The organism is Streptomyces sp. ITFR-16 (assembly GCF_031844705.1).
GTDB lineage: Bacteria > Actinomycetota > Actinomycetes > Streptomycetales > Streptomycetaceae > Streptomyces.
Genome location: NZ_CP134609.1, coordinates 1,475,767 through 1,498,612, shown reverse-complemented (window position 1 = coordinate 1,498,612; position 22,846 = coordinate 1,475,767). Strand labels below are relative to the sequence as shown.

17 protein-coding genes are annotated in these 22,846 nt (G+C 73.3%); 11 read left to right on the top strand and 6 right to left on the bottom strand.

Going from position 1 to position 22,846, the window contains the following annotated elements; genetic code table 11:
- Window position 1: 1 nt before the first annotated feature.
- The 5 genes from RLT58_RS06620 (at window position 2) to RLT58_RS06600 (ending at window position 9,732) form a co-directional block, all read left to right on the top strand.
- Window positions 2-595 carry a (2Fe-2S)-binding protein gene (locus RLT58_RS06620; RefSeq protein ID WP_311309459.1) on the top strand — a complete coding sequence of 198 codons (594 nt, stop codon included), beginning with the start codon at window positions 2-4 and terminating at the stop codon, window positions 593-595.
- A gap of 3 nt (window positions 596-598) precedes the next feature.
- Complete coding sequence (locus RLT58_RS06615) at window positions 599-2,983, top strand: xanthine dehydrogenase family protein molybdopterin-binding subunit (RefSeq protein ID WP_311309458.1); 2,385 nt, start codon at window positions 599-601, stop codon at window positions 2,981-2,983.
- A gap of 225 nt (window positions 2,984-3,208) precedes the next feature.
- Entirely contained in the window at window positions 3,209-4,666 is a 1,458-nt protein-coding gene (locus tag RLT58_RS06610) for an NCS2 family permease (RefSeq protein ID WP_311309457.1), read from the top strand.
- Between the two features lie 31 nt (window positions 4,667-4,697).
- A complete protein-coding gene (locus tag RLT58_RS06605; RefSeq protein ID WP_311309456.1) occupies window positions 4,698-5,849 on the top strand; it encodes an XdhC family protein in 1,152 nt (383 codons plus the stop codon).
- Between the two features lie 127 nt (window positions 5,850-5,976).
- Complete coding sequence (locus RLT58_RS06600) at window positions 5,977-9,732, top strand: S8 family peptidase (protein WP_311309455.1); 3,756 nt, start codon at window positions 5,977-5,979, stop codon at window positions 9,730-9,732.
- Between the two features lie 18 nt (window positions 9,733-9,750).
- Here the strand turns inward: RLT58_RS06600 and RLT58_RS06595 are convergent, their stop codons facing one another.
- On the bottom strand, window positions 9,751-11,013 hold the full coding sequence (locus tag RLT58_RS06595; RefSeq protein WP_311309454.1) for an MFS transporter: 1,263 nt from the start codon (window positions 11,011-11,013) through the stop codon (window positions 9,751-9,753).
- A 161-nt stretch (window positions 11,014-11,174) separates the two neighbouring features.
- Window positions 11,175-12,215, bottom strand: a complete 1,041-nt coding sequence (locus RLT58_RS06590) for a hypothetical protein (protein ID WP_311309453.1) — start codon at window positions 12,213-12,215, stop codon at window positions 11,175-11,177.
- A 114-nt stretch (window positions 12,216-12,329) separates the two neighbouring features.
- Between RLT58_RS06590 and RLT58_RS06585 the strand changes: the two genes are divergently transcribed.
- Window positions 12,330-12,890, top strand: coding sequence for a dihydrofolate reductase family protein (locus tag RLT58_RS06585; protein WP_311309452.1), 561 nt, complete (start codon window positions 12,330-12,332; stop codon window positions 12,888-12,890).
- 30 nt (window positions 12,891-12,920) lie between these two features.
- On the opposite strand, the gene RLT58_RS06580 is transcribed toward RLT58_RS06585, so the two are convergent.
- Window positions 12,921-14,492 (bottom strand): peptidoglycan-binding protein, encoded by a 1,572-nt coding sequence (locus RLT58_RS06580; protein ID WP_311309451.1) that lies wholly within the window; start codon window positions 14,490-14,492, stop codon window positions 12,921-12,923.
- 391 nt (window positions 14,493-14,883) lie between these two features.
- Between RLT58_RS06580 and RLT58_RS06575 the strand changes: the two genes are divergently transcribed.
- From RLT58_RS06575 to RLT58_RS06565, 3 genes are read left to right on the top strand one after another with little or no spacing between them, the layout of a single operon-like run.
- Window positions 14,884-15,117, top strand: coding sequence for an acyl carrier protein (locus tag RLT58_RS06575; RefSeq protein ID WP_311309450.1), 234 nt, complete (start codon window positions 14,884-14,886; stop codon window positions 15,115-15,117).
- Window positions 15,114-16,361, top strand: a complete 1,248-nt coding sequence (locus RLT58_RS06570) for a beta-ketoacyl-[acyl-carrier-protein] synthase family protein (protein WP_311309449.1) — start codon at window positions 15,114-15,116, stop codon at window positions 16,359-16,361. The genes RLT58_RS06575 and RLT58_RS06570 overlap by 4 nt, the downstream gene beginning before the upstream one ends.
- 21 nt (window positions 16,362-16,382) lie before the next feature.
- The gene (locus RLT58_RS06565; RefSeq protein ID WP_311309448.1) at window positions 16,383-17,306 is read left to right on the top strand and encodes an alpha/beta fold hydrolase; all 924 of its coding nucleotides are present in this window, start codon (window positions 16,383-16,385) and stop codon (window positions 17,304-17,306) included.
- Between the two features lie 24 nt (window positions 17,307-17,330).
- On the opposite strand, the gene RLT58_RS06560 is transcribed toward RLT58_RS06565, so the two are convergent.
- From RLT58_RS06560 to RLT58_RS06550, 3 genes are all read right to left on the bottom strand, one after another.
- Entirely contained in the window at window positions 17,331-19,784 is a 2,454-nt protein-coding gene (locus tag RLT58_RS06560) for a DUF8508 domain-containing protein (RefSeq protein ID WP_311309447.1), read from the bottom strand.
- 255 nt (window positions 19,785-20,039) lie between these two features.
- Window positions 20,040-20,402 carry a nuclear transport factor 2 family protein gene (locus RLT58_RS06555; RefSeq protein WP_311309446.1) on the bottom strand — a complete coding sequence of 121 codons (363 nt, stop codon included), beginning with the start codon at window positions 20,400-20,402 and terminating at the stop codon, window positions 20,040-20,042.
- Between the two features lie 142 nt (window positions 20,403-20,544).
- Window positions 20,545-21,003: a DUF5709 domain-containing protein gene (locus RLT58_RS06550; protein WP_311309445.1), complete on the bottom strand. Its 459-nt coding sequence runs from the start codon at window positions 21,001-21,003 to the stop codon at window positions 20,545-20,547.
- 265 nt (window positions 21,004-21,268) lie between these two features.
- Between RLT58_RS06550 and RLT58_RS06545 the strand changes: the two genes are divergently transcribed.
- The gene (locus RLT58_RS06545; protein WP_311309444.1) at window positions 21,269-21,499 is read left to right on the top strand and encodes a DUF6296 family protein; all 231 of its coding nucleotides are present in this window, start codon (window positions 21,269-21,271) and stop codon (window positions 21,497-21,499) included.
- 59 nt (window positions 21,500-21,558) lie between these two features.
- Complete coding sequence (locus RLT58_RS06540; RefSeq protein WP_311309443.1) at window positions 21,559-22,818, top strand: CaiB/BaiF CoA transferase family protein; 1,260 nt, start codon at window positions 21,559-21,561, stop codon at window positions 22,816-22,818.
- The last annotated feature ends 28 nt before the right edge of the window (window positions 22,819-22,846 follow it).

The following is a 22,846-nucleotide window of genomic DNA, read 5'->3' as shown; positions in this document are numbered from 1 at the left end:
CATGCGCGTCAATTTCACGGTCAACGGCCGCCGGCACGAGGCCGACGACGTCTGGGAGGGCGAGTCCCTCCTCTACGTCCTGCGCGAGCGGATGGGCCTGCCCGGCTCGAAGAACGCCTGCGAGCAGGGCGAGTGCGGCTCCTGCACGGTCCGCCTGGACGGGGTGCCCGTCTGTTCCTGTCTGGTCGCCGCCGGCCAGGTCGAGGGCCGCGACGTCGTCACCGTCGAGGGCCTCGCCGACTTCGCCGCCCACCGCACCGAGGCCCACCCGGGCACGGGCTGCGCCTCCGGCGCCTGCGGCACCCCGCTGGACAGGGCCCGGCAGTGGGAGGCCAAGCCGTCCGGCGAGGAGACCCGCGACACCGGCGAGCTCTCCCCGATCCAGCAGGCGTTCATCGACGCCGGAGCCGTCCAGTGCGGCTTCTGCACCCCCGGCCTGCTGGTCGCGGCCGACGAACTCCTGGAGCGCACCCCGGAGCCCTCCGACGCGGACATCCGCGAGGCGCTCTCCGGCAACCTCTGCCGCTGCACCGGCTACGAGAAGATCCTCGACGCGGTCCGCCTGGCGGCCGCCCGCGCGGAAGAGACGGTCTAGACGATGGGCGTTACCGGTTCCCCCACCAACATCAACCAGGGCACCCGCACCAAGGGCGGCATCGGCGAGTCCACGCTGCGCCCCGACGGGATCCTGAAGGTCACCGGCGAGTTCGCGTACTCCTCGGACATGTGGCACGAGGACATGCTCTGGGGCCACACCCTGCGCTCCACCGTCGCGCACGCCGAGATCGTCTCGATCGACACCTCCGAGGCGCTCGCCACCTCCGGTGTCTACGCCGTGCTCACCTACGACGACCTGCCGACCGAGGTCAAGAACTACGGCCTGGAGATCCAGGACACCCCCGTCCTCGCCCACGGCCGGGTCCGCCACCACGGCGAGCCGGTGGCCCTCGTCGCCGCCGACCACCCCGAGACGGCCCGCCGCGCCGCCGCGAAGATCCGGATCGACTACCGCGAACTGCCGGTCGTCACCGACGAGGCCTCCGCCACCGCCGAGGGCGCGCCCCTGATCCACGAGGGCCGCGACGACCACCACATCGGGCACGTACCGCACCCCAACATCGTCCACCGCCAGCCGATCGTCCGCGGCGACGCGGAGGCGGCGAAGGCCCGCGCCGATGTCGTGGTCAGCGGCGAGTACGTCTTCGGCATGCAGGACCAGGCCTTCCTCGGCCCCGAGTCCGGCATGGCCGTACCCGCCGAGGACGGCGGTGTCGACCTGTACGTGGCCACCCAGTGGCTGCACTCCGACCTCCGCCAGATCGCCCCCGTCCTCGGCCTGCCCGAGGACAAGGTCCGCATGACGCTCTCCGGCGTCGGCGGCGCCTTCGGCGGCCGTGAGGACCTGTCGATGCAGATCCACGCCTGCCTGCTGGCGCTGCGCACCGGCAAGCCCGTGAAGATCGTCTACAACCGCTTCGAGTCCTTCTTCGGACACGTCCACCGCCACCCCGCCAAGCTCTGGTACGAGCACGGCGCCACCCGTGACGGCAAGCTCACCCACATGAAGTGCCGCATCGTGCTGGACGGCGGCGCCTACGCCTCCGCCTCCCCGGCCGTCGTCGGCAACGCCTCCTCGCTGGCCGTCGGCCCGTACGTCATCGACGACGTCGACATCGAGGCGCTCGCGCTCTACACCAACAACCCGCCCTGCGGCGCGATGCGCGGCTTCGGCGCGGTCCAGGCCTGCTTCGCCTACGAGGCGCAGATGGACAAGGTCGCCGCCGAACTCGGCATGGACCCGGTCGAGTTCCGGCAGCTCAACGCCATGGAGCAGGGCACCCTGCTGCCGACCGGCCAGGCCGTCGACTCGCCCGCCCCGGTCGCCGAACTGCTGCGCCGGGTCAAGGCCAGGCCGCTGCCGCCCGAGCGCCAGTGGGAGGTCGCCGGCGAGCAGGCCGACGTACGGGCGCTGCCCGGCGGGCTGTCCAACACCACCCACGGCGAAGGCGTCGTGCGCGGCGTCGGCTACGCGGTCGGCCTGAAGAACGTCGGCTTCTCCGAGGGCTTCGACGACTACTCCACCGCCCGGGTGCGCATGGAGGTCATCGGCGGCGAACCCGTCGCGACCGTGCACACCGCCATGGCGGAGGTCGGCCAGGGCGGCGTCACCGTGCACGCCCAGATCGCCCGCACCGAACTCGGCGTCGCCCAGGTCACCATCCACCCGGCCGACACCCAGGTCGGCTCGGCCGGCTCCACCTCCGCGTCCCGCCAGACCTATGTCACCGGCGGCGCCGTGAAGAACTCCTGCGAGGCCGTGCGCGAACAGGTCCTGGAGCTGGGCCGGCGCAAGTTCGGTACGTACCACCCCGCCTGGGCCACCGCCGAACTCCTCCTGGAGGGCGGCAAGGTCGTCACCGACGGCGGCGAGGTCCTGGCCGACATCGCCGATGTGCTGGAGGACGAGGCGGTCGACATCGAGCTGGAGTGGCGCCACCGCCCCACCGAGGCCTTCGACCTGCGCACCGGACAGGGCAACGGCCATGTCCAGTACTCCTTCGCCGCCCACCGCGCGGTCGTCGAGGTCGACACCGAACTCGGCCTGGTCAAGGTCGTGGAACTGGCCTGCGCCCAGGACGTCGGCAAGGCGCTCAACCCGCTGTCGGTCGTCGGCCAGATCCAGGGCGGCACCACCCAGGGCCTGGGCGTCGCCGTCATGGAGGAGATCATCGTCGACCCGAAGACCGCGAAGGTGCGCAACCCGTCCTTCACGGACTATCTGATCCCCACCATCCTCGACACCCCGACCATCCCGGTCGATGTGCTCGAACTCGCCGACGACCACGCCCCGTACGGGCTGCGCGGCATCGGCGAGGCCCCCACCCTGTCGTCCACCCCGGCCGTCCTCGCGGCGATCCGGAACGCGACGGGCCTGGAGCTCAACCGGACGCCGGTACGCCCCGAGCACCTCACCGGCGCCTGACCGAAGCTCCGTCTCCGGACCCTCCGGGCGGTGCGCGCCAGGGAACGTCACACTTTCCGCGCCCGCGCCGCCCGGAGCACCAGCAGCACCCGTGCGTACCCACACCCTGCATGAACAGTTCGTCTCGGGCCGTCCCCCGGGTCGTGCCGCCACGGCAGTCATCCCAAATCCCGCATCTTGATTCTTCATCGCGGGTGCCCCTGTGAACCTTGGGAGTCAGGCATCATGACCCAGCAGTCAGTGGAACCGAGGACCGGCGCAAAGGACGCGGGCTCAGGCTCGCGCATCCCCGCCGGCAGATCTTGGCTCGACCGGTACTTCCACATATCCGAGCGCGGGTCCACCGTCGCGCGCGAAGTGCGCGGCGGCGTCACGACCTTCATGGCCATGGCGTACATCCTGCTGCTCAACCCGCTGATCCTGGGCGGCAAGGACGTCCACGACAACCTGCTCAGCCAGCCGGGCCTGATCACCGCCACCGCGCTCGCGGCGGCCGCGACCACCCTGCTGATGGGCTTCATCGGCAAGGTCCCCCTCGCGCTCGCCGCGGGACTCAGCGTCTCCGGCGTCCTGTCCTCGCAGGTCGCCCCCCACATGACCTGGCCGCAGGCCATGGGCATGTGCGTGATGTACGGCCTGGTGATCTGCCTGCTGGTGGTCACCGGTCTGCGTGAGCTGATCATGAACGCGATCCCGCTCCCGCTGAAGCACGGCATCACCATGGGCATCGGGCTCTTCATCGCCCTCATCGGCCTGTACAAGGCCGGCTTCGTCGGCAAGGGCGCCGCCACCCCGGTGACCCTCGGCCCGACCGGCGAACTGGCCGGCTGGCCCGTCCTCGTCTTCGCGGTCACCCTGCTGCTGATCTTCATGCTGCAGGCCCGCAACATCCCCGGCGCGATCCTCATCGGCATCGTCGTCGGCACGGTGGTCGCCATCGTGATCAACAAGGTCGCCGACGTCGACCCGAAGATCTGGAGCAGCGGCCCGCCCGAGCTCAAGGGCTCCGCGGTCTCCTCGCCCGACTTCTCGCTCTTCGGGGACGTCGAGTTCGGCGGCTGGGGCGACGTCGGCGCGATGACCGTCGGCTTCATCATCTTCACCCTGGTGCTGGCCGGCTTCTTCGACGCGATGGCCACCATCATCGGCGTCGGCACCGAGGCCGGACTCGCCGACGACAAGGGCCGGATGCCGGGCCTGTCCAAGGCGCTGTTCATCGACGGCGCGGGCGGCGCGATCGGCGGCGTGGCCGGCGGCTCCGGCCAGACGGTCTTCGTCGAGTCGGCGACCGGGGTCGGGGAGGGCGCCCGCACCGGGCTGGCCTCCGTCGTCACCGGGCTCTTCTTCGCCGCCTGTCTCTTCTTCACCCCGCTCACGGCGATCGTGCCGGCCGAGGTGGCCTCCGCCGCCCTGGTCGTCATCGGCGCCATGATGATGCAGAACGCCCGCCACGTGGACTGGAGCGACCGCGCCGTCGCCATCCCGGTCTTCCTGACCGTGGTCCTGATGCCGTTCACGTACACCATCACCACCGGTGTCGCGGCGGGTGTCATCTCCTGGGTCGCGATCAAGACCGCCCAGGGCCGGGCCCGCGAGGTCGGCGCCTTCATGTGGGGACTGACGGTGATCTTCGTCGTCTACTTCGCCCTGCACCCGATCGAGAGCTGGCTCGGCGTCAGCTGAGCCCCTCCCCACACCCGTCAAGGAGACCGAGATGCTGGACATCGCCGAGGAACTCGACCGGTGGGCCGGGCAGGGACGCGACTTCGCCGTGGCCACCGTCGTCGCCGTCGGCGGCAGCGCGCCCCGGCAGCCGGGTGCCGCGCTGGCCGTCGACCGTGACGGCACCGCGATCGGCTCGGTCTCCGGCGGGTGTGTGGAGGGCGCGGTGTACGAACTGTGCCAACAGGCGCTCGACGACGGCATCACCGTCCGCGAGCGGTTCGGCTACAGCGACGAGGACGCCTTCGCGGTCGGTCTGACCTGCGGCGGCGTCATCGACATCCTGGTGACACCGGTGCGGGCGGACGACCCCGCCCGCCCGGTCTTCGCCGCCGCGCTCGCCGCCGCCTCACGGGGGGAGGCGGCGGCGGTCGCCCGTATCACCGAAGGCCCCGCCGAACTCCTCGGCCGGCCCCTGCTGGTGAGCCCCGACGGCGGCTACGAGGGCGGGCTCGGCGGCCACCCGGAGCTGGACCGCACCGCGGCCGCCGAGACCCGGGCCATGCTGGACGCGGGCCGCACCGGCACCCTGACCATCGGGGCGGACGGATCGCGGTGCGGGCAGCCGCTCACGCTGCTCGTCGAGTCCAGCGTGCCGCCGCCCCGGATGATCGTGTTCGGGGCCATCGACTTCGCCGCCGCCCTGGTGCGGGCCGGGAAGTTCCTCGGCTACCACGTCACGGTGTGCGACGCCCGCCCGGTCTTCGCGACCAGGGCCCGCTTCCCGGAGGCCGACGAGCTGGTCGTCGAGTGGCCGCACCGCTATCTGGCCCGGACCGCAACCGACGCCCGCACCGTGCTCTGCGTCCTCACGCACGACGCCAAGTTCGACGTACCGCTCCTGGAGGCGGCGCTGAAGCTGCCCGTCGCCTACGTCGGCGCGATGGGCTCGCGCCGCACCCATCTGGAGCGCAACGACCGGCTGCGCGAGGCCGGGGTCACCGAACTCGAACTGGCCAGGCTGCACTCGCCGATCGGCCTCGACCTCGGCGCCCGTACGCCCGAGGAGACGGCCCTGTCGATCGCCGCCGAGATCGTCGCCGACCGGCGCGGCGGCAGCGGCGTCCCGCTGACCGGGGCGCACACCCCGATCCACCACAGCGGCGCACTGCCGCCGGCCGGTCGGATCGGCTCCGTGGCCTGAACGAGCCGCCCCGGACACGCCGCGCGCGCCACCCGGTTGCCCGTGCCGACAGGCGGGTTGCCGCCACGGCGCATTCACGCCAGGGGTGGACCCACCGCAGCCGCCGGTTTACCGGTAGATCAGCTGCATGACATTCACACCCTCCGCCGCCCCGGGCGGGGCGAGACCCGCTCGCGCGGGACGCCGGGCCCTCCTCGTGGCCACCTCCGTCGCCCTGCTGAGCGGGTCCCTGCTCCCCGGTACGGGCACCGCGTCCGCCGCGCAGGGACCCGCTGCCGCCACCGGCCGCCCCACAGGCCCGGTGCAGCGCCACGACATCACCCTGGTCACCGGCGACGTCGTCCACTACAACGACGGCGCCGGCCGGCAGGACACCGTGACGGTGGACCGCCCGGACGGCGCGACGGGCGGCGTCCACGTCCAGCAGGCCGGCGACGACATCTACGTCCTGCCCGACGAGGCGAGCGGGCTGATCGCCGCCGGGAAGCTCGACCGCAGGCTCTTCAACGTCTCCGCGCTCGCGGCCATGGGCTACGACGACAAGAAGACCGGCGGCATCCCGCTGATCGCCACCTACCCGGCGGGCAGGGCCCGTTCGCTGCCCGCCGCCCCGCGCGGGGCCGGGGCCGTGCGCGCGCTGGAGTCCATACACGGGGCGGCCCTGACGGCCGCCAAGGACACCGCGCGCACGTTCTGGAACGACATCGCCCGTACGGCGAGCGCCCGTTCGCTGGACAACGGCATCGCCAAGCTGTGGCTCGACGGCCGGGTGGAGGCCGCGCTCAAGGACTCCGTCCCCCAGGTCAACGCCCCGCAGGCGTGGGCCGAGGGCTACGACGGCAAGGGCGTCAAGGTCGCCGTCCTGGACACCGGCATCGACGCCACCCACCCGGACGTCAAGGACCGCGTCCTGGAGTCCCGCAGCTTCGTGCCGGGCGAGGAGGTCGACGACAAGAACGGCCACGGCACCCACGTGGCCTCCACGATCGCCGGCTCCGGCGCCGCGTCCGACGGCGTCAACAAGGGAGTCGCCCCCCAGGCCGGGCTGATCGTCGGCAAGGTGCTCAGCAACGAGGGCTCCGGCGCCGACTCCGGCATCATCGAGGCGATGGAGTGGGCCAGGGCCGAGGGCGCCGACGTCGTCTCCATGAGCCTGGGCTCCAGCATCCCGGACGACGGCTCGGACCCGATGTCCCAGGCCGTCGACGCCCTCTCCGCCGACGGCGGCCCGCTGTTCGTCATCGCCGCAGGCAACTCCTACGGCGCCGGCACGATCGGCTCGCCCGGCTCCGCCGGGAAGGCGCTCACCGTCGCCGCCGTCGACAAGCAGGACCACCGCGCTGACTTCTCCTCGATGGGCCCGCTGACGCGCTCGTACGGCCTCAAGCCGGACCTCTCCGCGCCGGGCGTCGACATCAACGCGGCCGCCTCCCAGTCGGTCCCCGGCATCGAGGGCATGTACCAGTCGATGTCCGGTACGTCGATGGCCACCCCGCACGTCGCCGGCGCCGCCGCCATCCTGAAGCAGCGTCACCCCGACTGGTCCGGGCAGCGCGTCAAGGACGCGCTGATGACCTCGTCGAAGGAGCTGCCCGACTACACCCCGTACGAGCAGGGCACCGGCCGGCTCGATGTGAAGGCGGCCGTCGACACCACGATCGAGGCCACCGGCTCCGTCCCGGTCGCGGCCTACGACTGGCCGCACTCCGCCTCCGACCCGGTCACCGAACGCACCCTCACCTACCGCAACACCGGTGACCGGGACGTCACGCTGGACCTGGCGACCGACACGGACGCCGACGCCTACACGCTCTCGGTGAACCGGCTGACCGTCCCGGCCGGTTCGACGGCCGAGTCCGTCCTCACGCTCGACCCGTCCAAGGCCGAGGCCGGCACCACCTTCTCCGGCCAGGTGATCGCGAAGGACGCCACCGGCGCCACCGTCGCGCACACCGGATTCGCCCTCAGCAAGGAGCAGGAGCTCTACGACCTGACGCTCCGGCTGCGCGACCGCGCCGGAAAGCCGATGGACGGCGTCGTCGTCCTCGGCGCGCTCGGCGACCCCAACCTGAGCCCCGTCCAGGTGTCCGGCTCCACCACCCTGCGGCTGCCGCCGGGCAACTACACCGCCTGGGCCGCCGCCGACGTCAAGGGCGACACCGCCGACTCGCAGGCGCTCGCCTTCCTCGCGGCCCCCGAGATCATCCTCGACAAGCCGGTCACCGTCGCCCTCGACGCCTCCAAGGCGCACAAGGTCGCCGTCCGGACGCCGAAGGAGACCGAGACCCGCCAGCTGCGCTACGACATGGCACGCACCGCCCCGGACGGCACCGTCCAGCGCGACGCGTACCAGATCCCGCTGACCTACGACCAGCTGTGGGCGAGCCCCACCAAGAAGGTCACCCAGGGCAGCTTCACCTTCCTGACGCGGTGGCGCCAGGGCGAGAAGCTCATCGACCTGACGGCCGACGGCCGCGATGTGCCCGTGGCCGCCCAGGGCGGCTCCAAGATCGCCGAGGACAGCCGGCAGAAGCTCGCCACCGTCTACGCGGGCCGGGGCGCTGCCGCCGACTACCGGGGCCTGGACGCCAAGGGCAAGGCCGTCGTGATCCGCAGCAGCGACACGGTGGCCCCCGCCGACCGCGCCGCGGCCGCGATCGCCGCCGGGGCGAAGGCCCTGTTCGTCGTCAACGAGGGCGACGGCGTCCTGATGGAGTCCTACGCCGACTACGGCACCACCCTGCCCCTCCCGGTCGCCTCCGTGCGGCGCCTCGCGGGCGAGGGCCTCGTCGAGGCCGCCCGGCGCGGCAGGAAGGTCACCGTCGACCAGCGCAAGTACGCGCGCTACGTCTACGACCTGGTGGACCGGCACGACGGCACGGTCCCGGACCGCTCGCTGGCCTTCGCCCCCGCCACCCGTCAGCTCGCCGAGGTGAGGAACACCTTCTACGGCCACCGCGACGTCGTCGGCGGCGGCTACCGCTACGACATCCCCGACTACGGCTTCGGCATCGGTTTCGCGGAGTACGAGAAGTACCCCTCGACCCGCACCGAGTGGGTCAACCCGCTGCCCGGCGCCTCGTTCTGGTACGAGGACCACGCCGTCTACAACGACGAGGGCTCGGACACCTCGCTGGAGGAGCGCAGCGCCGAGCTGGACTACAGGGCGGGCCGCACCTACCCCGCCGCATGGTTCGCCCCGGTCGCCCGCCCCCGGCTCGGCACCGGCTACTGGGGGCCGTTCCGCACGCAGTACGGCGACATGCAGTACAACATCACGCCGTGGACGGACGGCGGCGCCGGCCACTCCGGCGCGATGCCGGACCGGGAGTACGAGACCGGGTCGGCCGCGCTGTACCAGGGCGACAAGCTGCTCGACGAGAGCCCCGGCCGCGCCGGATACGCCGGGGACCTCGCGCCCGAGGAGCTGCCCTACCGCCTGGTGCTCGACGCCTCGCGCGACGCGGACACCTGGAAGACCTCCGTGCGCACCCACTCGGAGTGGGCGTTCCGCTCCGGCGCGCTCGACCCCGAGGGGCCCTACCAGGCCGACATCCCGATGCTCCAGCTGGACTACGCCGTGGCCACCGACCTCGCCGGTGACGTCAGGGCCGGGAAGCCGACGGAGATCGGTCTGTCGTCCACCACGCAGGAGTGGCTCGACGGTGCGGTGAAGGCGACGAAGGCATCCCTGTCGGTCAGTTACGACGACGGGAAGTCCTGGCGCCCGGTGACGCTGAGGAAGGACGGGGCCGGTTCCTGGACCGCCCGCTTCACGCCCCCGAAGAAGGGCGCAGCCGCGGTCTCGCTCAAGGCGCACGCCGAGGCCGGGCACGGCCTCGGCGTGGACCAGGAGATCATTCGGGCGTTCGGCCTGAAGTGACCTGCTGAGCCCGTCTCCCTAGGCGGTCGCGCCTCCCCGGTCCGGGGGCGCGGCCGCCTCCCGCCGTTCGCGGGGAAACCGGAGCCCCGTCGCGCACAGCAGCGCGGGACCCGCCGCCAGCGCGAAGCAGAGCGCGAGCGGCATCCGGCCGACGAGCAGGCCGGCCCCCGCGGTCCCGAGTGAGGACCCGGCGTTGAACGCGGTGTTGACCCAGGCCCCGGCCCGGGTGCGCTGCCCGGCGGCCACGGACTCGTCCGCGAGCAGATACGCGGTGGTGAGCGCCGGTGCGACGAACAACCCGGCGACGGCGACCACCGCGACCAGCACATACAGCCGCGGGGACAGCCCGGCCGACAGCACCGCCGCACCGAGCCCCGCGGCCGTCAGCGGCAGCCGCACCCGGCCCGGCGCCTTCCACCGGACCGCCCCGTGCGCCAGGCCGCCCACGGCGCTGCCCGCCGAGAGCGCGGCCAGCACCCAGGACACCGCCGCCCCCTGGTGGCGCGCCTCGGTGAAGGCCACGACCAGGAGATCGAGCGCCCCGAGGCAGAGCCCCACGGCCGCCGTCACCAGCACGGCGAGGCGCAGCCCGGGCAGGACCGTCCACCGCAGCCGCGTCGCGGCCGGTTCTCCGTCCGCGGCCGGTCCGGCGCCGAGCGGCCCGCGCGGCACGGCGGGCGACGCCACCAGGGCCGACGCCCCGATGAACACGAGCGCGGCACCGGCCAGCACCGCGGCCGCCGGCCGGGCCGCCGCCACCATGAGGCCGACCAGCAACGGCCCGGTGACGTACAGCAGTTCCTCGGCGACACCGTCCAGGCTGTACGCGCGCTGCAACAGCTCCCGGTCGGGGACCATGCCGCGCCACACGGTCCGCATGACCGGGCCCAGGGGCGGTGTGCAGGCCCCCGCCGCCACGGCGAGCGCGGCCGGCGCGAGCGGCGGGGCGCCGGGCCGCCAGGTGGCCAGGGCCAGGACGGCGAGCAGCGCCGCGTACAGCCCCGCCATCGGCGGCAGCGCTCGGCGAGGCCCGTGCCGGTCGATCAGCGCGGCCCGGGCGGGGGAGAGGGAGACACTGGCGGCCCCGAACAGGGCGGTGGCCCCGCCGGCGACGGAGTACGAGCCGGTGGCGTCCTTGAGCGCCAGCAGCAGGGCCAGGGGGACGATTCCGTACGAGAGCCGTCCCAGCAGCGCGGCCCCGAAGGTGCGCGCGGCATGAGGGGTCCGCAGGACGGTGGCGTACGAAGGCGCGCGCGAGGGCGCGGAAGAGGGCGTGGGCATGATGCGTTCCTCGTGAGGGCGGCGCACGGACGGGCGCCGGAGCAGGCGGGGACACCGAAGTGCCGCACCCGGTACGACGGGTGCGGTCAGGACGGGGTCCTACGCACGAGGAAGAGACACGCGGTCAAATTAACAGACCCGGCGGCACGCGGGCAGGGGCCCTAGCCGGTGATGTCCGGGTTGGCGGCGAGGATGCTCTCCGTGGCCTCCCAGAGCCGGGGCAGGAAACGCAGGACGTCCTCGCGCCGGCGCAGGATGTCCGGGGTGCCGCTGATCCCGGTGAGGTCCGCGACCGCCGCCCGGAAGTCCGGCAGGAGCGCGGTGTGCAGGGAGGGGGCGTCGGCCGCCAGCACCGTGTGGCAGCGCGCGAGCGTGGCGACGATCCAGAAGACCGCCTCGCGGTGGTCGCCGCGGTCGATCAGCTCCCGGCTGCCGTCGACGGCGACGGGACGCGCCCGCTCGGTGAGGTCGCCGCTGAAGAAGAACGGGGTGCGCGCGACCGGGACCGAGGCGTCGAACGTCCGCGCCAGCGCGTCCGCATGGTGGCGTACGCACGCGGCGGAGACCTCGGCACAGCCCAGCAGTTCCAGCAGCTCCGGGTAGAGGTCCCGGTGGCCGTAGGTGTCGAGGACCTCGCGCGCGGCGGGGTAGCGCAGCCGGACGGTGGGGTTGCGCAGCGCGGCGACCAGCACGACATGGGTGGTGACCGCCGTGGGGAACATCCACGCCGTGACCTGGTCGTGGAAGGGCGCGGACGCGTCGAACGCGGCGAGACGGCTCTCCACGCGGTGCCGCGCGTCCAGACAGCGGCGGCGCACCCGGGTCCGGTCGGCGAAGAGGGGCGAGACCGCCGCGTACAGCGCGCGCAGCCGCCCGGTCGGGTCGTCGATGACGGTGTCGGTGCGGAAACTGCCCGCCGCGTGGTACGAGCCGAGCACCGCTTCGGGGTCGCGCAGTTCCGCCCACGGGATGTACGAGATCTCCAGCAGGGCGCCCTCGTGCAGGAGCTTGCCGGGCTTGGCGGGCGGCTCGTCGTGTGCGGTGACCACGACCACGTCGACGTCCGACGAGACCGGCAGCATGTCGCCGTCCGGCCGCCCGACCGTCGACCCGCTGAAGTACGCCCCCCGGTAGCCGGGTTCGCTCCGGGCGTGGGCCGCCACCCAGTGCGCTGCGGCGGCGCGCGCCCGTCCGATTCTCATGCCCCGTTCCTAGGGGGCGCGCCGCCGGGCCGTCAAGCGGCGGGCCCGGCGGTGCGCGCCGGTATCGTCGCATCCGTTCCGCCGACCCGTCCCCGAGCCCCGGTGAGGTGCGCGATGCGCAAGGTCGTCTACTGGATGTCGATGTCCCTCGACGGGTACATCGAGGGACCGCTGCGGGAGCTCGACTGGCATCGGGTCGACGACGAGCTCCACCGGTACTTCAACGAGGAGCTGGCCCGGATGGGCGCGTTCCTGGACGGGCGCGTCACCCATGAGCTGATGGCGGAGTTCTGGCCCACCGCCGACCGGGACCCGGCCGCCGACGGGACGATGGCCGAGTTCGCCGCCATCTGGCGGAACATGCCGAAGTACGTCTACTCCCGGACACTGGACGGGGCGGACTGGAACACCACGATTGTCCACGACGTCGTCCCCGACGAGGTCAGGGCCCTCAAGGAGCAGCCGGGCGGCGACCTGGCGCTAGGCGGTGCCGACCTCGCCGCGTCCTTCGCCGAGCTCGGCCTGATCGACGAGTACCGCGTCTACGTCCACCCGGTGCTCATCGGCCGGGGCAAGCCGATGTTCCCCCTGCGGGACGCCCTGACCCCGCTCGAACTGCTGGGGACCCGGACCTTCGGCAACGGAGTCGTGGAACTGCGGTACGCACGCGCCTGAGAACCCCGCCGGGGCGGGTCCCGGGGCCCGTCAGCGGCCGGCCTGGAGCGCCGCCCAGGTGGCCGGGCCCGCCGTTCCGTCGGCCGTCAGCCCCCGGCTCGTCTGGTAACCGCGCACCGCGGTCGCCGTCGCCGGGCCGAAGCTCCCGTCGACCCCGACGGTCGAGCCGAGCGCCGCGGTCAGCGCGCGCTGGAGCCGCTTCACCCCGTCGCCCGACGCCCCCTGCGCCAGCGTCTCCGTGGTGCCCGCGGCGAGCAGCGCGGTCCAGGTCCTCGGTCCCACGACTCCGTCGGCGTCCAGCCCGTGGGCGGCCTGGAACGCCGTCACCGCGCCCTCGGTCGCCGGACCGAAGCCGCCGTCGGCAGCGCCCGCCGGGTAGCCCTGTTCGTTCAGCAGCTGCTGGAGAGCCCTGACCTGCGCGCCCGTGGAGCCGCTGTGCTGGGTCGCGTACGCCGTGAAGCTCAGCCCGTCGCTGCTCTCGCCGCCGCCCGCACCGCCGTTGCCGCCGCCCACCAGCTCCATGTAGCGGGTCCAGTCCCAGTACGGTCCCGGGTCGGTGTGGTCGTTGCCCGGGGCCTCGCTGTGCCCGATGATGTGCGCCCGGTCCTTGGGGATGCCGTACCGGTCGCACAGATAGGCGGTCAGGGCGGCCGACGAGCGGTACATCGAGTCGGTGAACCACGACGGGTCGTCGATGAAGCCTTCGTGCTCGATGCCGAGCGCCGAGGCGTTGGCGCTGCGCGCGTGGTACGCGGTGTCGGCGTCGCGCACCATCTGGGTGATCTGGCCGTCCGACGAGCGCACCACGTAATGCGCGCTCACCTCGGAGACCGGGTCCTGGAACCAGCTGATCGAGCCCGCGTACGAGCCCTGCGTGACATGGATGACCACCTTGTCGATGGCCGCCGAGCGTCCCGTCGCGTAATTGTTGGGGTCGGCGGGCACCCAGAGGGCCGAGGGGTAGTCGGCGCTGCGGAGGTCCGCGTCCGCGTCCGGGGCGGTGAGCCCGTCCTTGTGCGGGGAGACCGGACGGCCCGTCACCGAGATCCGCTCGCCGTCCGGGGCGAGGACGTCGAGCCCGTCGGCCAGGAAGGTGTAGACGGTGTCGGCGTAGAGCGCGGCGGCCGGTCCGTCGCTCCCGCCGTACCGGGCGACGGCCGGGTACCAGGCGTCGAGGTCGTCGCGGTCCCGGGCGTCGAGCCCGAGCCGGTCGGCGTACTCGCGCAGCACGGCGGCGCCGCCCAGGATGTTGGCCCCGGTGTCGGAGCGCAGGGCGGCGACGGGTTCGCCGGTGAGCGCGGCGGCGCGCTCCAGCGAGTGGCGGGCCGGGTTGCTGACCAGGTGCATCACGCCGTAGCCGTTGGCCTGGCTGGGCAGCCCCGCGTGGCCGTCGAGGCGGGTCTCGCCGTAGCCGACGGCGGCGAGCAGGTCGCGCGGTACGTCGAAGCGCTCGGCGGCCCGCTCGAACGCCTGGTTCATGGGGTGTCCGGTGCCGTCCGACGAGGCGAGGGCCGGGGTGCCCGTCGCGGCGAGGACGGTGGCGGTGAGGGCCGCCAGCACGGATGCGCGGGCCTTGGTGTGGGCGGCGGCGCGTGTGGGCATACCTGCTCCTGCTCTGTGGGGGGAGGAAGACGGCGCCGGGGGCCCGAGTGGGGTGGGCCGGGGGCCGCGAAGCCCGCTCAGGGTATCCACGTGTCCCAGGCATGACAATCACTGCCGCGCGCGCCGACTGCGTGTCGAACTCCCCTTCACTCCAACGGAGTTGAGGCACGGTCGAGGAGGGCCCGCAACCGCTGGGGCCGGTCCTGCGGCCATCCGGGCGCACCGCCGGATTCGCACACCTGGACAACCCCCCACCGCAAGGGGGAACGCGGACCGGGCCCGCCGCCGACAGGGCGTATAAAAGATTGCTCCGGACCAGCCGGCGTCCCCCGATGGCACGCACACCCCACGCGGCAAGGCGTCACCGCGTACGACAGCGGAGGAGTGCCCGATGAGCACGGCAGAGCAGATCAGCACCTTGCTGACGGCGAACTTCGGAACCGACCCCGTGGCGATCCGCCCCGATGTGCCGCTGCGTCAGCTCCGGCTGGACTCCCTGGCCCTGGAGGAACTGCGGCTCCTCATCGAGGACCGGCTCGGCGTCGATCTCGACGACGTCCAGCTCACCTCGCGCGACACCGTCGGCCAGCTGGTCGACGCCGTGCACCGCAGGGTCGCCGCATGACGGCCCCGTACCGCCCCGCGCCGTTCGCCGCGGCCGTCACCGGCATCGGCCTCGTCACGGCGGCGGGCGTGGGCACCGCCGCCACCTGGCGCGGGGTCTCCGGCGCCGCGACCGCGCCATCGGTGCCGCACCGGCCCGAGCTGCACGGCCTGCCCTGCGACTTCATGTACACCGTCGCGGACCTGGACCCGAGGGCCGTGCTCGGGGTCGCCGCCCAGCGGCTCATGGACCGCTTCTCGCAGCTCGCCGTCATCGCCGCCCGCGAGGCCGTCGCCGACGCCGGCCTCGACACCTCGGTCTGGGACAGCGCCCGGGTCGCCGTCGTCATCGGCTCCGCCCACGGCGGACTGCCCTTCTACGACGAGCAGCACACCCTGCTCACCGAGCGCGGCGCCCGCCGGGTCTCGCCCAAGCTCGCCCCGCTCAGCGTCGTCAACGGCGCGGCCAGCAGCGTCGCCACCGACCTCGGCGCCCGAGGCCCCAGCCAGGCCGTCTCCACCGCCTGCTCGTCCGGCACCGTCGCCCTCGGCACCGCCCACCAGATGCTGCGCACCGGCGCCTGCGACATCGTCGTGGCGGGCGGCGCCGAATCCGTCTGCTCCCGGCTCCTGATCGCCAGCGCCTGCCAGCTGAAGGCCGTCTCCACCCGACGCGACGACCCCGAGTCCGCCTGCCGCCCGTTCGACACCCACCGCGACGGCTTCGTCGTCGGCGAGGGCGCCGGACTCCTCGTCCTGGAACGCCCGGAGCACGCCCGCGCCCGGGGCGCCGCCGTCCGCGCGCACATCGCCGGGTACGGGGCCTCCAGCGACGCCTACTCCGCTGTCGCCCCCGACCCCGACGGGCGCGGCATCGAACGGGCGCTGCGCACCGCGCTCGCCGACGCCGGGGTGGCCGCGTCCGACATCGGCCATGTCAACGCCCACGGGACCTCGACCGTGTCCAACGACCTGATCGAGGCCACGATGCTGCGCCGCGTCCTGGGCGAGCACCCCCTCGTCACCTCGACGAAGGCCATGACCGGGCACACCCTCGGAGCGGCGGGCGGCATCGAGACCGCGCTGACCGTGCTCGCCCTCCAGCACCAGCTGGTGCCGCCCACCGTCAACCTCGACGCCCCCGACCCGGAGATCCCGATCGACGTGGTGAGCAAGGAGGCCAGGCCCGCGGTGTTCGACGCCGCCGTGAAGACCTCGCTCGGCTTCGGGGGTCACAACGCCGCCCTCGTCCTGACCAGGGCCTGACGCAGAAACGGAAGATCCCGCATGGAGCCCGAGGAATCCGTCCGGACCCTGTCGGTGGACGGACTGCGCTACGGCTACCGCGTCCTGTCCCGGCCCGGCCCGCGCACCGAACCCGTCGTCGTGATCGGCGGCGCGCTCCAGGGGATGTTCGGCTGGCCGCAGATGGACACCCATGTCGGCGCGGTGGCCGATGTGGTCACCGCCGACCTGCCCGGGATGGGCACCGCCGACCCGCTTCCGGCGGGCCCCGCCGCCGGGGTGCTGCGCGCCGCGCTCAGCGGGATCATCGACGACCTCGGCGTCCCGAAGGTCAACCTCTTCGGCTACTCCTACGGCACCTCGATCGCCCTGGACTGCGCCCGCCACGACCCCGGCCGCATCGCCCGGCTGGTCCTCGGCGGGGTGCCCTGCCACATCGACGACCGGCAGCGGGCCCACTGGCGGCGTGCCGAACAGCGAGTGAGCGCGGGGGACTTCGACGGGGCCGCGACCCTCGCCGCCGAGGGGCTGATGTGCCTCGACCCGGACCGCACGGTCCACCGCAGGGAGCTGGCCCTGCGCTACGTACGCCGCTCGTTCCTGCACTCCCTGACCGGGTCCCGGCATGCCGCGGACTCGGTCCGCCGGGTGCTGGGGGACCCGCCGGACTTCTCCGGCGGGCTGGCCGGGGTCCCCGCGCTGGTCTTCGCGGGGGAGCACGACACGGTCAGCTCGCCCGCCCGGCAGCGGGAGTTCGCCGCCACCGTCGAGGGCAGCAGGTTCCTGGTCGTCGGGGAGTCCGACCACTGGGTCGTGCTGGAGCGACCGGACGACGTGGCCGACCTGGCGGCCCGCTTCTTCACCGGCCGGGCGCTGGAGGCGGCACCGGCCCTGCGGCCGCCCGCGCCCCTGCCGCGCCCGCGTACGCGCGCGGCAGGGGTGGCACTGCCGAGGGCGGGCGGCTGAGCCGTCCGCCCGACGGGGCCGGCGTCAGCGGTGACCGTGCCCGCCGCGGTGGCCGTGACCGCCGTGGCCGTGGCCCCGGTCCGTCACGTCCAGCCGCACGATCTGCGGGTCGTGGTCGCTCGCCTGGTCGGCGAACTCCGCGTTGATGTGCACCACGTCGTAGTCGAAGCGGCGCACACCGGGGCTGGTCAGGATGTGGTCCAGCGTCTGCGAGTTGCCCTCGTAGACATAGCTGTACTGCTCGTTCTTGGGCAGCGTGGTGATCAGCGGCTTGAGCACCTTGCCGGCGGTCAGCGTGCTCACCGTCGGCGAGAACGCGAAGTCGTTGAGGTCGCCCAGGGTCACGACCTGCGCCGACTTGTCCGCCGCGAGCAGCGACTTGACGAAGGTGTTGACCTCCGCCGCCTGCCGCACCCGCTTGGTCTCCGAGCTGCGCACCGGCTCCTGGTAGCGGCCGTGCAGGGGCTGGTCGCCGCCCTTGGACGCGAAGTGGTTGCCGATGACGAAGACCGGCTTCCCGCGGAAGCGGAACTCACCGACCAGCGGCTTGCGGCTGTCGTCCCAGGCGTCACTGGCGGGCGCGATCCGGCCGGGCGAGACCGACAGAGTGACACCCTTCCTGGTCTTCACCGCCGCCACGGGGGTCGTCGCGTCGCCGCCCGGCCGGTCCACGAAGTCGACCCGCTTGGCGTTGAAGAGGAAGACGTTGCGGATGTTCCCGCCGGGCTCACCGCCGTCCTTGCCGTCCTGCGGGGCGACATAGCGCCAGGAGTAGCGAGGGCCGCCCGCCGCGACGATCGCGTCCGTGAACCGCTTCAGCGTCGCCTCGGAGCCGACCGTGCCGTCGTTCACCGCGCCGTTGTCGTCCTGGATCTCCTCCAGCGACACGATGTCGGGGGAGGAGAGGTTGACCGCGACGCCCTCGGCCAGGGTGTCGAACTTCGCCTGCTCGTCGAGCGCGTCGAGGTTCTCCACGTTGTACGTGGCGACCGCGAGCTCCTTGCTCTTCTGCTTGCGGGTGACCTCGCGCCGCAGATGGCGGTCGGTGAGCCGGCCGAGCTGGGTGGCCTGGAGGTTGTAGCCGCCGAACGAGTCGTAGTCCAGGACGCCGGACGTCGTACCGGACAGCAGGTCGCCCACGTTCGCGGTGGGCACCGGCGCGGCCGGGTCCAGCGACATCACCTTGAGCCGGCCGGAGTTCTGGTCGGTGTACGAGGCGTAGAGCGTGCCGCCGCGCCGGGTCGGGTTCTGCTTCGGCGCGACCGTCACCCACACCTCGTGGTACGCGGTCGTCGCCCCCGTCACCCGGGTGTCGGCGATCTCGACCCGGGTGCCCTCCAGGGACTCGTAGAGGTCCAGGGCGTACGTCGACGGCTCCAGGGGCAGCGCGTCGATGGAGCCGCCGCCGGCCGAGGGGACGTACCGCGAGGGCACCGCCGCCGCGTCGAGCACCACCGGCGCGGGCAGCGCGTTGCCCGAGGACAGCACGGTGACCTTGGGCGCGGTGATCTCGGTGACCGACTGGGTGGTGGCCGACGGGTAGTACTCGTCCACCGTCCCGCTCACCAGCACCGAGTCGCCCACGGCGACCGTCGGAGCGGCCGAGCCGGTGTACACGAAGACGCCCTCGGCGGTACGCGGGTCGCTGTCCGGGTTCGGGTCCTGGATCCAGAAGCCGCGCGAGCCCGAGGCGCGCACCGCCGTGACGACGCCGGGCACGCCGGTGACCGCCCGGCCGTCCAGCGCGGAGACCCGGGTGGTGCCCTGGATGTCGTGCACCCGCACGGTGCCGGGCTCGGTCGGGTTCCCCGGGTCGCCCGGGTCCTCGCCGCCGCCGGAGGTCTCGCCGGCGGCGTTGACCGGGGTCGGGGCGGCCGCCGCGAGGTCGGCCGCGTTGTCGTCGGTGTCCGCGAGCGAGGCCGCGCGCGCCACGGAGGCGGTGGCGGAGGCGCCCGCCGCCGGGCCGCTGCCCTCCCGGACGACCGCGGTGCCGTAGCCCACCAGGTCGACGATCCGGGTGTCGGCCGCGCAGTCGGCCGCCGTCTTGCAGGTCAGCGGGGTGGTCCCGGAGACCAGGGCGACGGTGCCCGAGGCGGCGGACATCGCGACCGTGCCGGTGGCGTCCGGCGTGGGCAGGGCGACCGTGCCGCCGGTGCCCGCGGCCTGGGCGACCAGATAGCGGCCGCCGGGCGCGACGGAGCCGGTCAGCGCCGAGACCTGCCACAGCGAGCCCGCCGACGGGGCACCGGGCAGGTACTGGACGCTGAAGCCGGAGAGGTCGTACGCGGCGGAGCCGGCGTTCGCCAGCTCGATGAAGTCACGGGTGAGCGTCGCGCCCGCGTTCCCGCCGCCGCCGTACACCTCGGAGATCACGGCGGTGGACGACGGGGCCGCGAAGGCGGCGGGCAGCGCGGTCGCCGAGAGCGTCACGGCTACCGCGCCGGCCAGCAGGACGGAACGGGGTCTTGATATGCGCACGGAAACTGCCCCTCAGAGTGTAGTGAGGGAGCACAAGCTATGCGCGTAGAACCGGCCATGACAAGGCATCAGAGGTTAATTCCAGAAAACGCCCCGACGTCCGCCCGGTGCCCGCCGCAGGGCCCGCGCGCCCGGCGGCCGTTCATCCGGCCGCCGCACGCCCGCCATGCCGCCGCAATACCCGGGCAACACCCCCTCGTCAGCCTCGCTCTGGCCCCTGTGCGGGAGCGCCGCCGTTCGTACCCGGGCGTGTAGTCAGGCCGCGGGCACCCGGTCCAGGAAGCCGCTGACCGAGCCGATCCGCCCGTCGTCGGCCAGAGCGATCACGTCCGAGCCGGCGACGGGCGCCGAGCCGTCGGGCGCCACCAGCTCCCAGCCGAAGCGGACCAGGGTGTGGTGCCCGTCGACCGCCCCGGCCGGCCGGAACACGAAGCCGGGGAACTGTGTCCGCGCGCCGGTGATCGCGGCCGCCAGACCCTCGTGGCCCCGGACGTCGGCGAGCGGGTCGGTGTAGGTGGCGTCCTCGGTGAACGCCGCCGCGACGGCCTTGGCCAGCTCCTCGGGGTCGGCGTTCCACGCGGCGAAGTAGCGCTGGACGGCGTCGTCGTAGGCGGTCATCGTGCGGTCCTCTCATCGGGCCGCCGACCGGTGGGCCGGGGGCGCTGTGCTCGTGAGGAACACGATGTCCGACGGGCCAAAGGGCGTCGATTACCTCCGGGGTAAGGGCCGTTCGACGACACGCGCCGGGGCCGGACAGGCCCTAGGAGGTGCCGTCCGCGATGACGTGCATGGCCGCCTCCTCGGCGGACGCCGCGGCCCCGTCGATCCCGACGTCCTCGCCGGCCATGCTGTCCGGTTCGTTCAGGTCCAGCTCGCGGGTGAGCCGCCCGGCCCGTGCGGTCCCGACCTCCGCGTCCCACGGCTCGCCGTCCCCCTCCGCCACATCGCCCACGTCGTCGCCGGGCGCGTCGGCGCTCTCCGGCAGCTCCCGGGCCAGCCGCCCGTCCAGCGTCTCCCCGCTGACCTGCTCGGACGCGGTGGTGCCCCGGTCCTCCACGGCCCACGGCCGCTCGGGCGGTGAGTACCCCTCGTCCAGGACATCGGCCAGGCCGCGCTCCCGAGCCTCCAGGGTGTCCTCCGTGTCCAGCTGCTCCACGGGGTCGGAGGCCTCCGGCTGCTGGGGCTGATAGACGTCGTCGCCCCGGTCGGCATCTTCCATGACGATTCCCTCCACGGTGTCGGGGATCCCGGTCATGCCTGCCGTACGACGCGGGGGCAAGGGGGCATACGGGCCCGAATGCCTGCGGACTTCCCGTACCACCCCTTCAGGATAGGCAGCCGGGGCCCGGCCCCGCAGCGTGCGGCGGTGCGCGGGCGGGGACGGCCGGTGTGCGCGACCATGGAAGGTGCAGGCCGGACCGCACGGTCCCCGCCGGGAGCCCGTCGTGGCGGCCGGCCAGGAAAGGCCGTCTGGAGAAAACGTCATGGATTACCCGGAGCGCTATCAGCTGGTGTTTCAGACGTCCGCCGTGGAGGACGACGCGGTGATCGTCCGGCGGACGGCACAGTCCGGGGCCGGCGGATACCCGGTCTACGAGGACGAGACCGGGATCGTCCGCGCCGAGATCAGCGAACGCGGTGAGGTCCGCATGCTCGCCAGCGGCGGGCACCAGCGCCTCGGCACCCCGCTGGTGGTGCCCGAACCGGCCGCCTGAGGCGGCTCCGCCCGCCGCCTGCCCACCTCCCGGGAGGTACACCCCGGGAGGATGTCCCCATGACCGAACCGCTTCCGCTCGCCGGCATCACCGTCGTCAGCCTGGAACAGGCCGTCGCCGCGCCCTTCGCCACCCGTCAGCTGGCCGATCTCGGCGCCCGCGTCATCAAGGTCGAGCGCCCGGGCGGTGGTGACTTCGCCCGCCGCTACGACACCACCGTGCACGGCCAGGCCAGCTATTTCGTCTGGCTCAACCGCTCCAAGGAGTCCCTCACCCTGGACTTCAAGACGCCCGAGGGCCGCGAGATCCTCGAAGAACTCCTGGCCGGGGCCGATGTGTTCGTGCAGAACCTCGCGCCGGGCGCGGCCGGCCGTCTGGGCCTGGGCGCCGCCGCGCTCCAGGAGCGGTACCCCTCGCTGATCACCTGCACGGTCAGCGGTTACGGGACGAGCGGCTCGTGGTCGGACCGCAAGGCGTACGACCTCCTGATCCAGTGCCAGACCGGACTGCTCTCGATCACGGGCTCCCCGGAGGAACCCGCGCGCTCCGGGATCTCCGTCGCCGACATCGCCGGCGGGATGTACGCGTACAGCGGCATCCTGTCCGCCCTGTTCACCCGGGCCACCACCGGCCGCGCCCCCACCGTCGAGGTCTCCCTCTTCGACGCGCTCGCCGAGTGGATGAGCCAGCCCGCCTACTACACGCGCTACGGCGGCACCCCGCCGCCCCGCATCGGCGCACAGCACGCCACGATCGCCCCCTACGGCCCGTTCACCGCCGCCGACGGCAGGGACGTGATGCTGTCCATCCAGAACGAGCGCGAGTGGGCCGCCCTGTGCGCCGAGGTCCTCGGGCTGCCCGCTCTCGTGGACGACCCCCGGTTCGCCACCGGCACGGACCGGGTCGCGCACCGCGCGGAGCTGAACGCGGTCGTCGCCGCCCGGTTCGCCCGGCTCGGCAGCGAGGAGGCGGGGGAGCTGCTGGACGCGGCGGGCATCGCCAACGCGGGCGTGAACTCCGTCGAGGAGTTTCTCGGCCACCCCGCCCTGACCGAGCGCGACCGCTGGCGGGACATCGAGGTGCCGGGCGCCCCCGGGCCCGTCCGGGCGCTCCTGCCCCCGGTGGACCTCGGCGGGGTCGGCCCGCGCATGGACCCGGTGCCGGAGGCGGGCCGGGACACCGGGCGCATCCTCGCCGGCCTGGGGCGCAGCCGGGCGGACATCGAGCGCCTGTGCGCCCGTGGAGTGGTGGATCTCGCCGGTCCCTATCACGAGGACATGCCCGGAGACATCCTGCCGACGCAGGACAATCCGGCCTGAGGCGTCCAACACTTGGTCGAAATTTTGC

Bases quoted from the DNA above. Each gene is read 5' to 3' on its own strand.
- RLT58_RS06620 (WP_311309459.1), top strand. From the start codon at position 2: ATGCGCGTCAATTTCACGGTCAACGGCCGCCGGCACGAGGCCGACGAC.
- RLT58_RS06615 (WP_311309458.1), top strand. From the start codon at position 599: ATGGGCGTTACCGGTTCCCCCACCAACATCAACCAGGGCACCCGCACC.
- RLT58_RS06610 (WP_311309457.1), top strand. From the start codon at position 3,209: ATGACCCAGCAGTCAGTGGAACCGAGGACCGGCGCAAAGGACGCGGGC.
- RLT58_RS06605 (WP_311309456.1), top strand. From the start codon at position 4,698: ATGCTGGACATCGCCGAGGAACTCGACCGGTGGGCCGGGCAGGGACGC.
- RLT58_RS06600 (WP_311309455.1), top strand. From the start codon at position 5,977: ATGACATTCACACCCTCCGCCGCCCCGGGCGGGGCGAGACCCGCTCGC.
- RLT58_RS06595 (WP_311309454.1), bottom strand. From the start codon at position 11,013: ATGCCCACGCCCTCTTCCGCGCCCTCGCGCGCGCCTTCGTACGCCACC.
- RLT58_RS06590 (WP_311309453.1), bottom strand. From the start codon at position 12,215: ATGAGAATCGGACGGGCGCGCGCCGCCGCAGCGCACTGGGTGGCGGCC.
- RLT58_RS06585 (WP_311309452.1), top strand. From the start codon at position 12,330: ATGCGCAAGGTCGTCTACTGGATGTCGATGTCCCTCGACGGGTACATC.
- RLT58_RS06580 (WP_311309451.1), bottom strand. From the start codon at position 14,492: ATGCCCACACGCGCCGCCGCCCACACCAAGGCCCGCGCATCCGTGCTG.
- RLT58_RS06575 (WP_311309450.1), top strand. From the start codon at position 14,884: ATGAGCACGGCAGAGCAGATCAGCACCTTGCTGACGGCGAACTTCGGA.
- RLT58_RS06570 (WP_311309449.1), top strand. From the start codon at position 15,114: ATGACGGCCCCGTACCGCCCCGCGCCGTTCGCCGCGGCCGTCACCGGC.
- RLT58_RS06565 (WP_311309448.1), top strand. From the start codon at position 16,383: ATGGAGCCCGAGGAATCCGTCCGGACCCTGTCGGTGGACGGACTGCGC.
- RLT58_RS06555 (WP_311309446.1), bottom strand. From the start codon at position 20,402: ATGACCGCCTACGACGACGCCGTCCAGCGCTACTTCGCCGCGTGGAAC.
- RLT58_RS06550 (WP_311309445.1), bottom strand. From the start codon at position 21,003: ATGGAAGATGCCGACCGGGGCGACGACGTCTATCAGCCCCAGCAGCCG.
- RLT58_RS06545 (WP_311309444.1), top strand. From the start codon at position 21,269: ATGGATTACCCGGAGCGCTATCAGCTGGTGTTTCAGACGTCCGCCGTG.
- RLT58_RS06540 (WP_311309443.1), top strand. From the start codon at position 21,559: ATGACCGAACCGCTTCCGCTCGCCGGCATCACCGTCGTCAGCCTGGAA.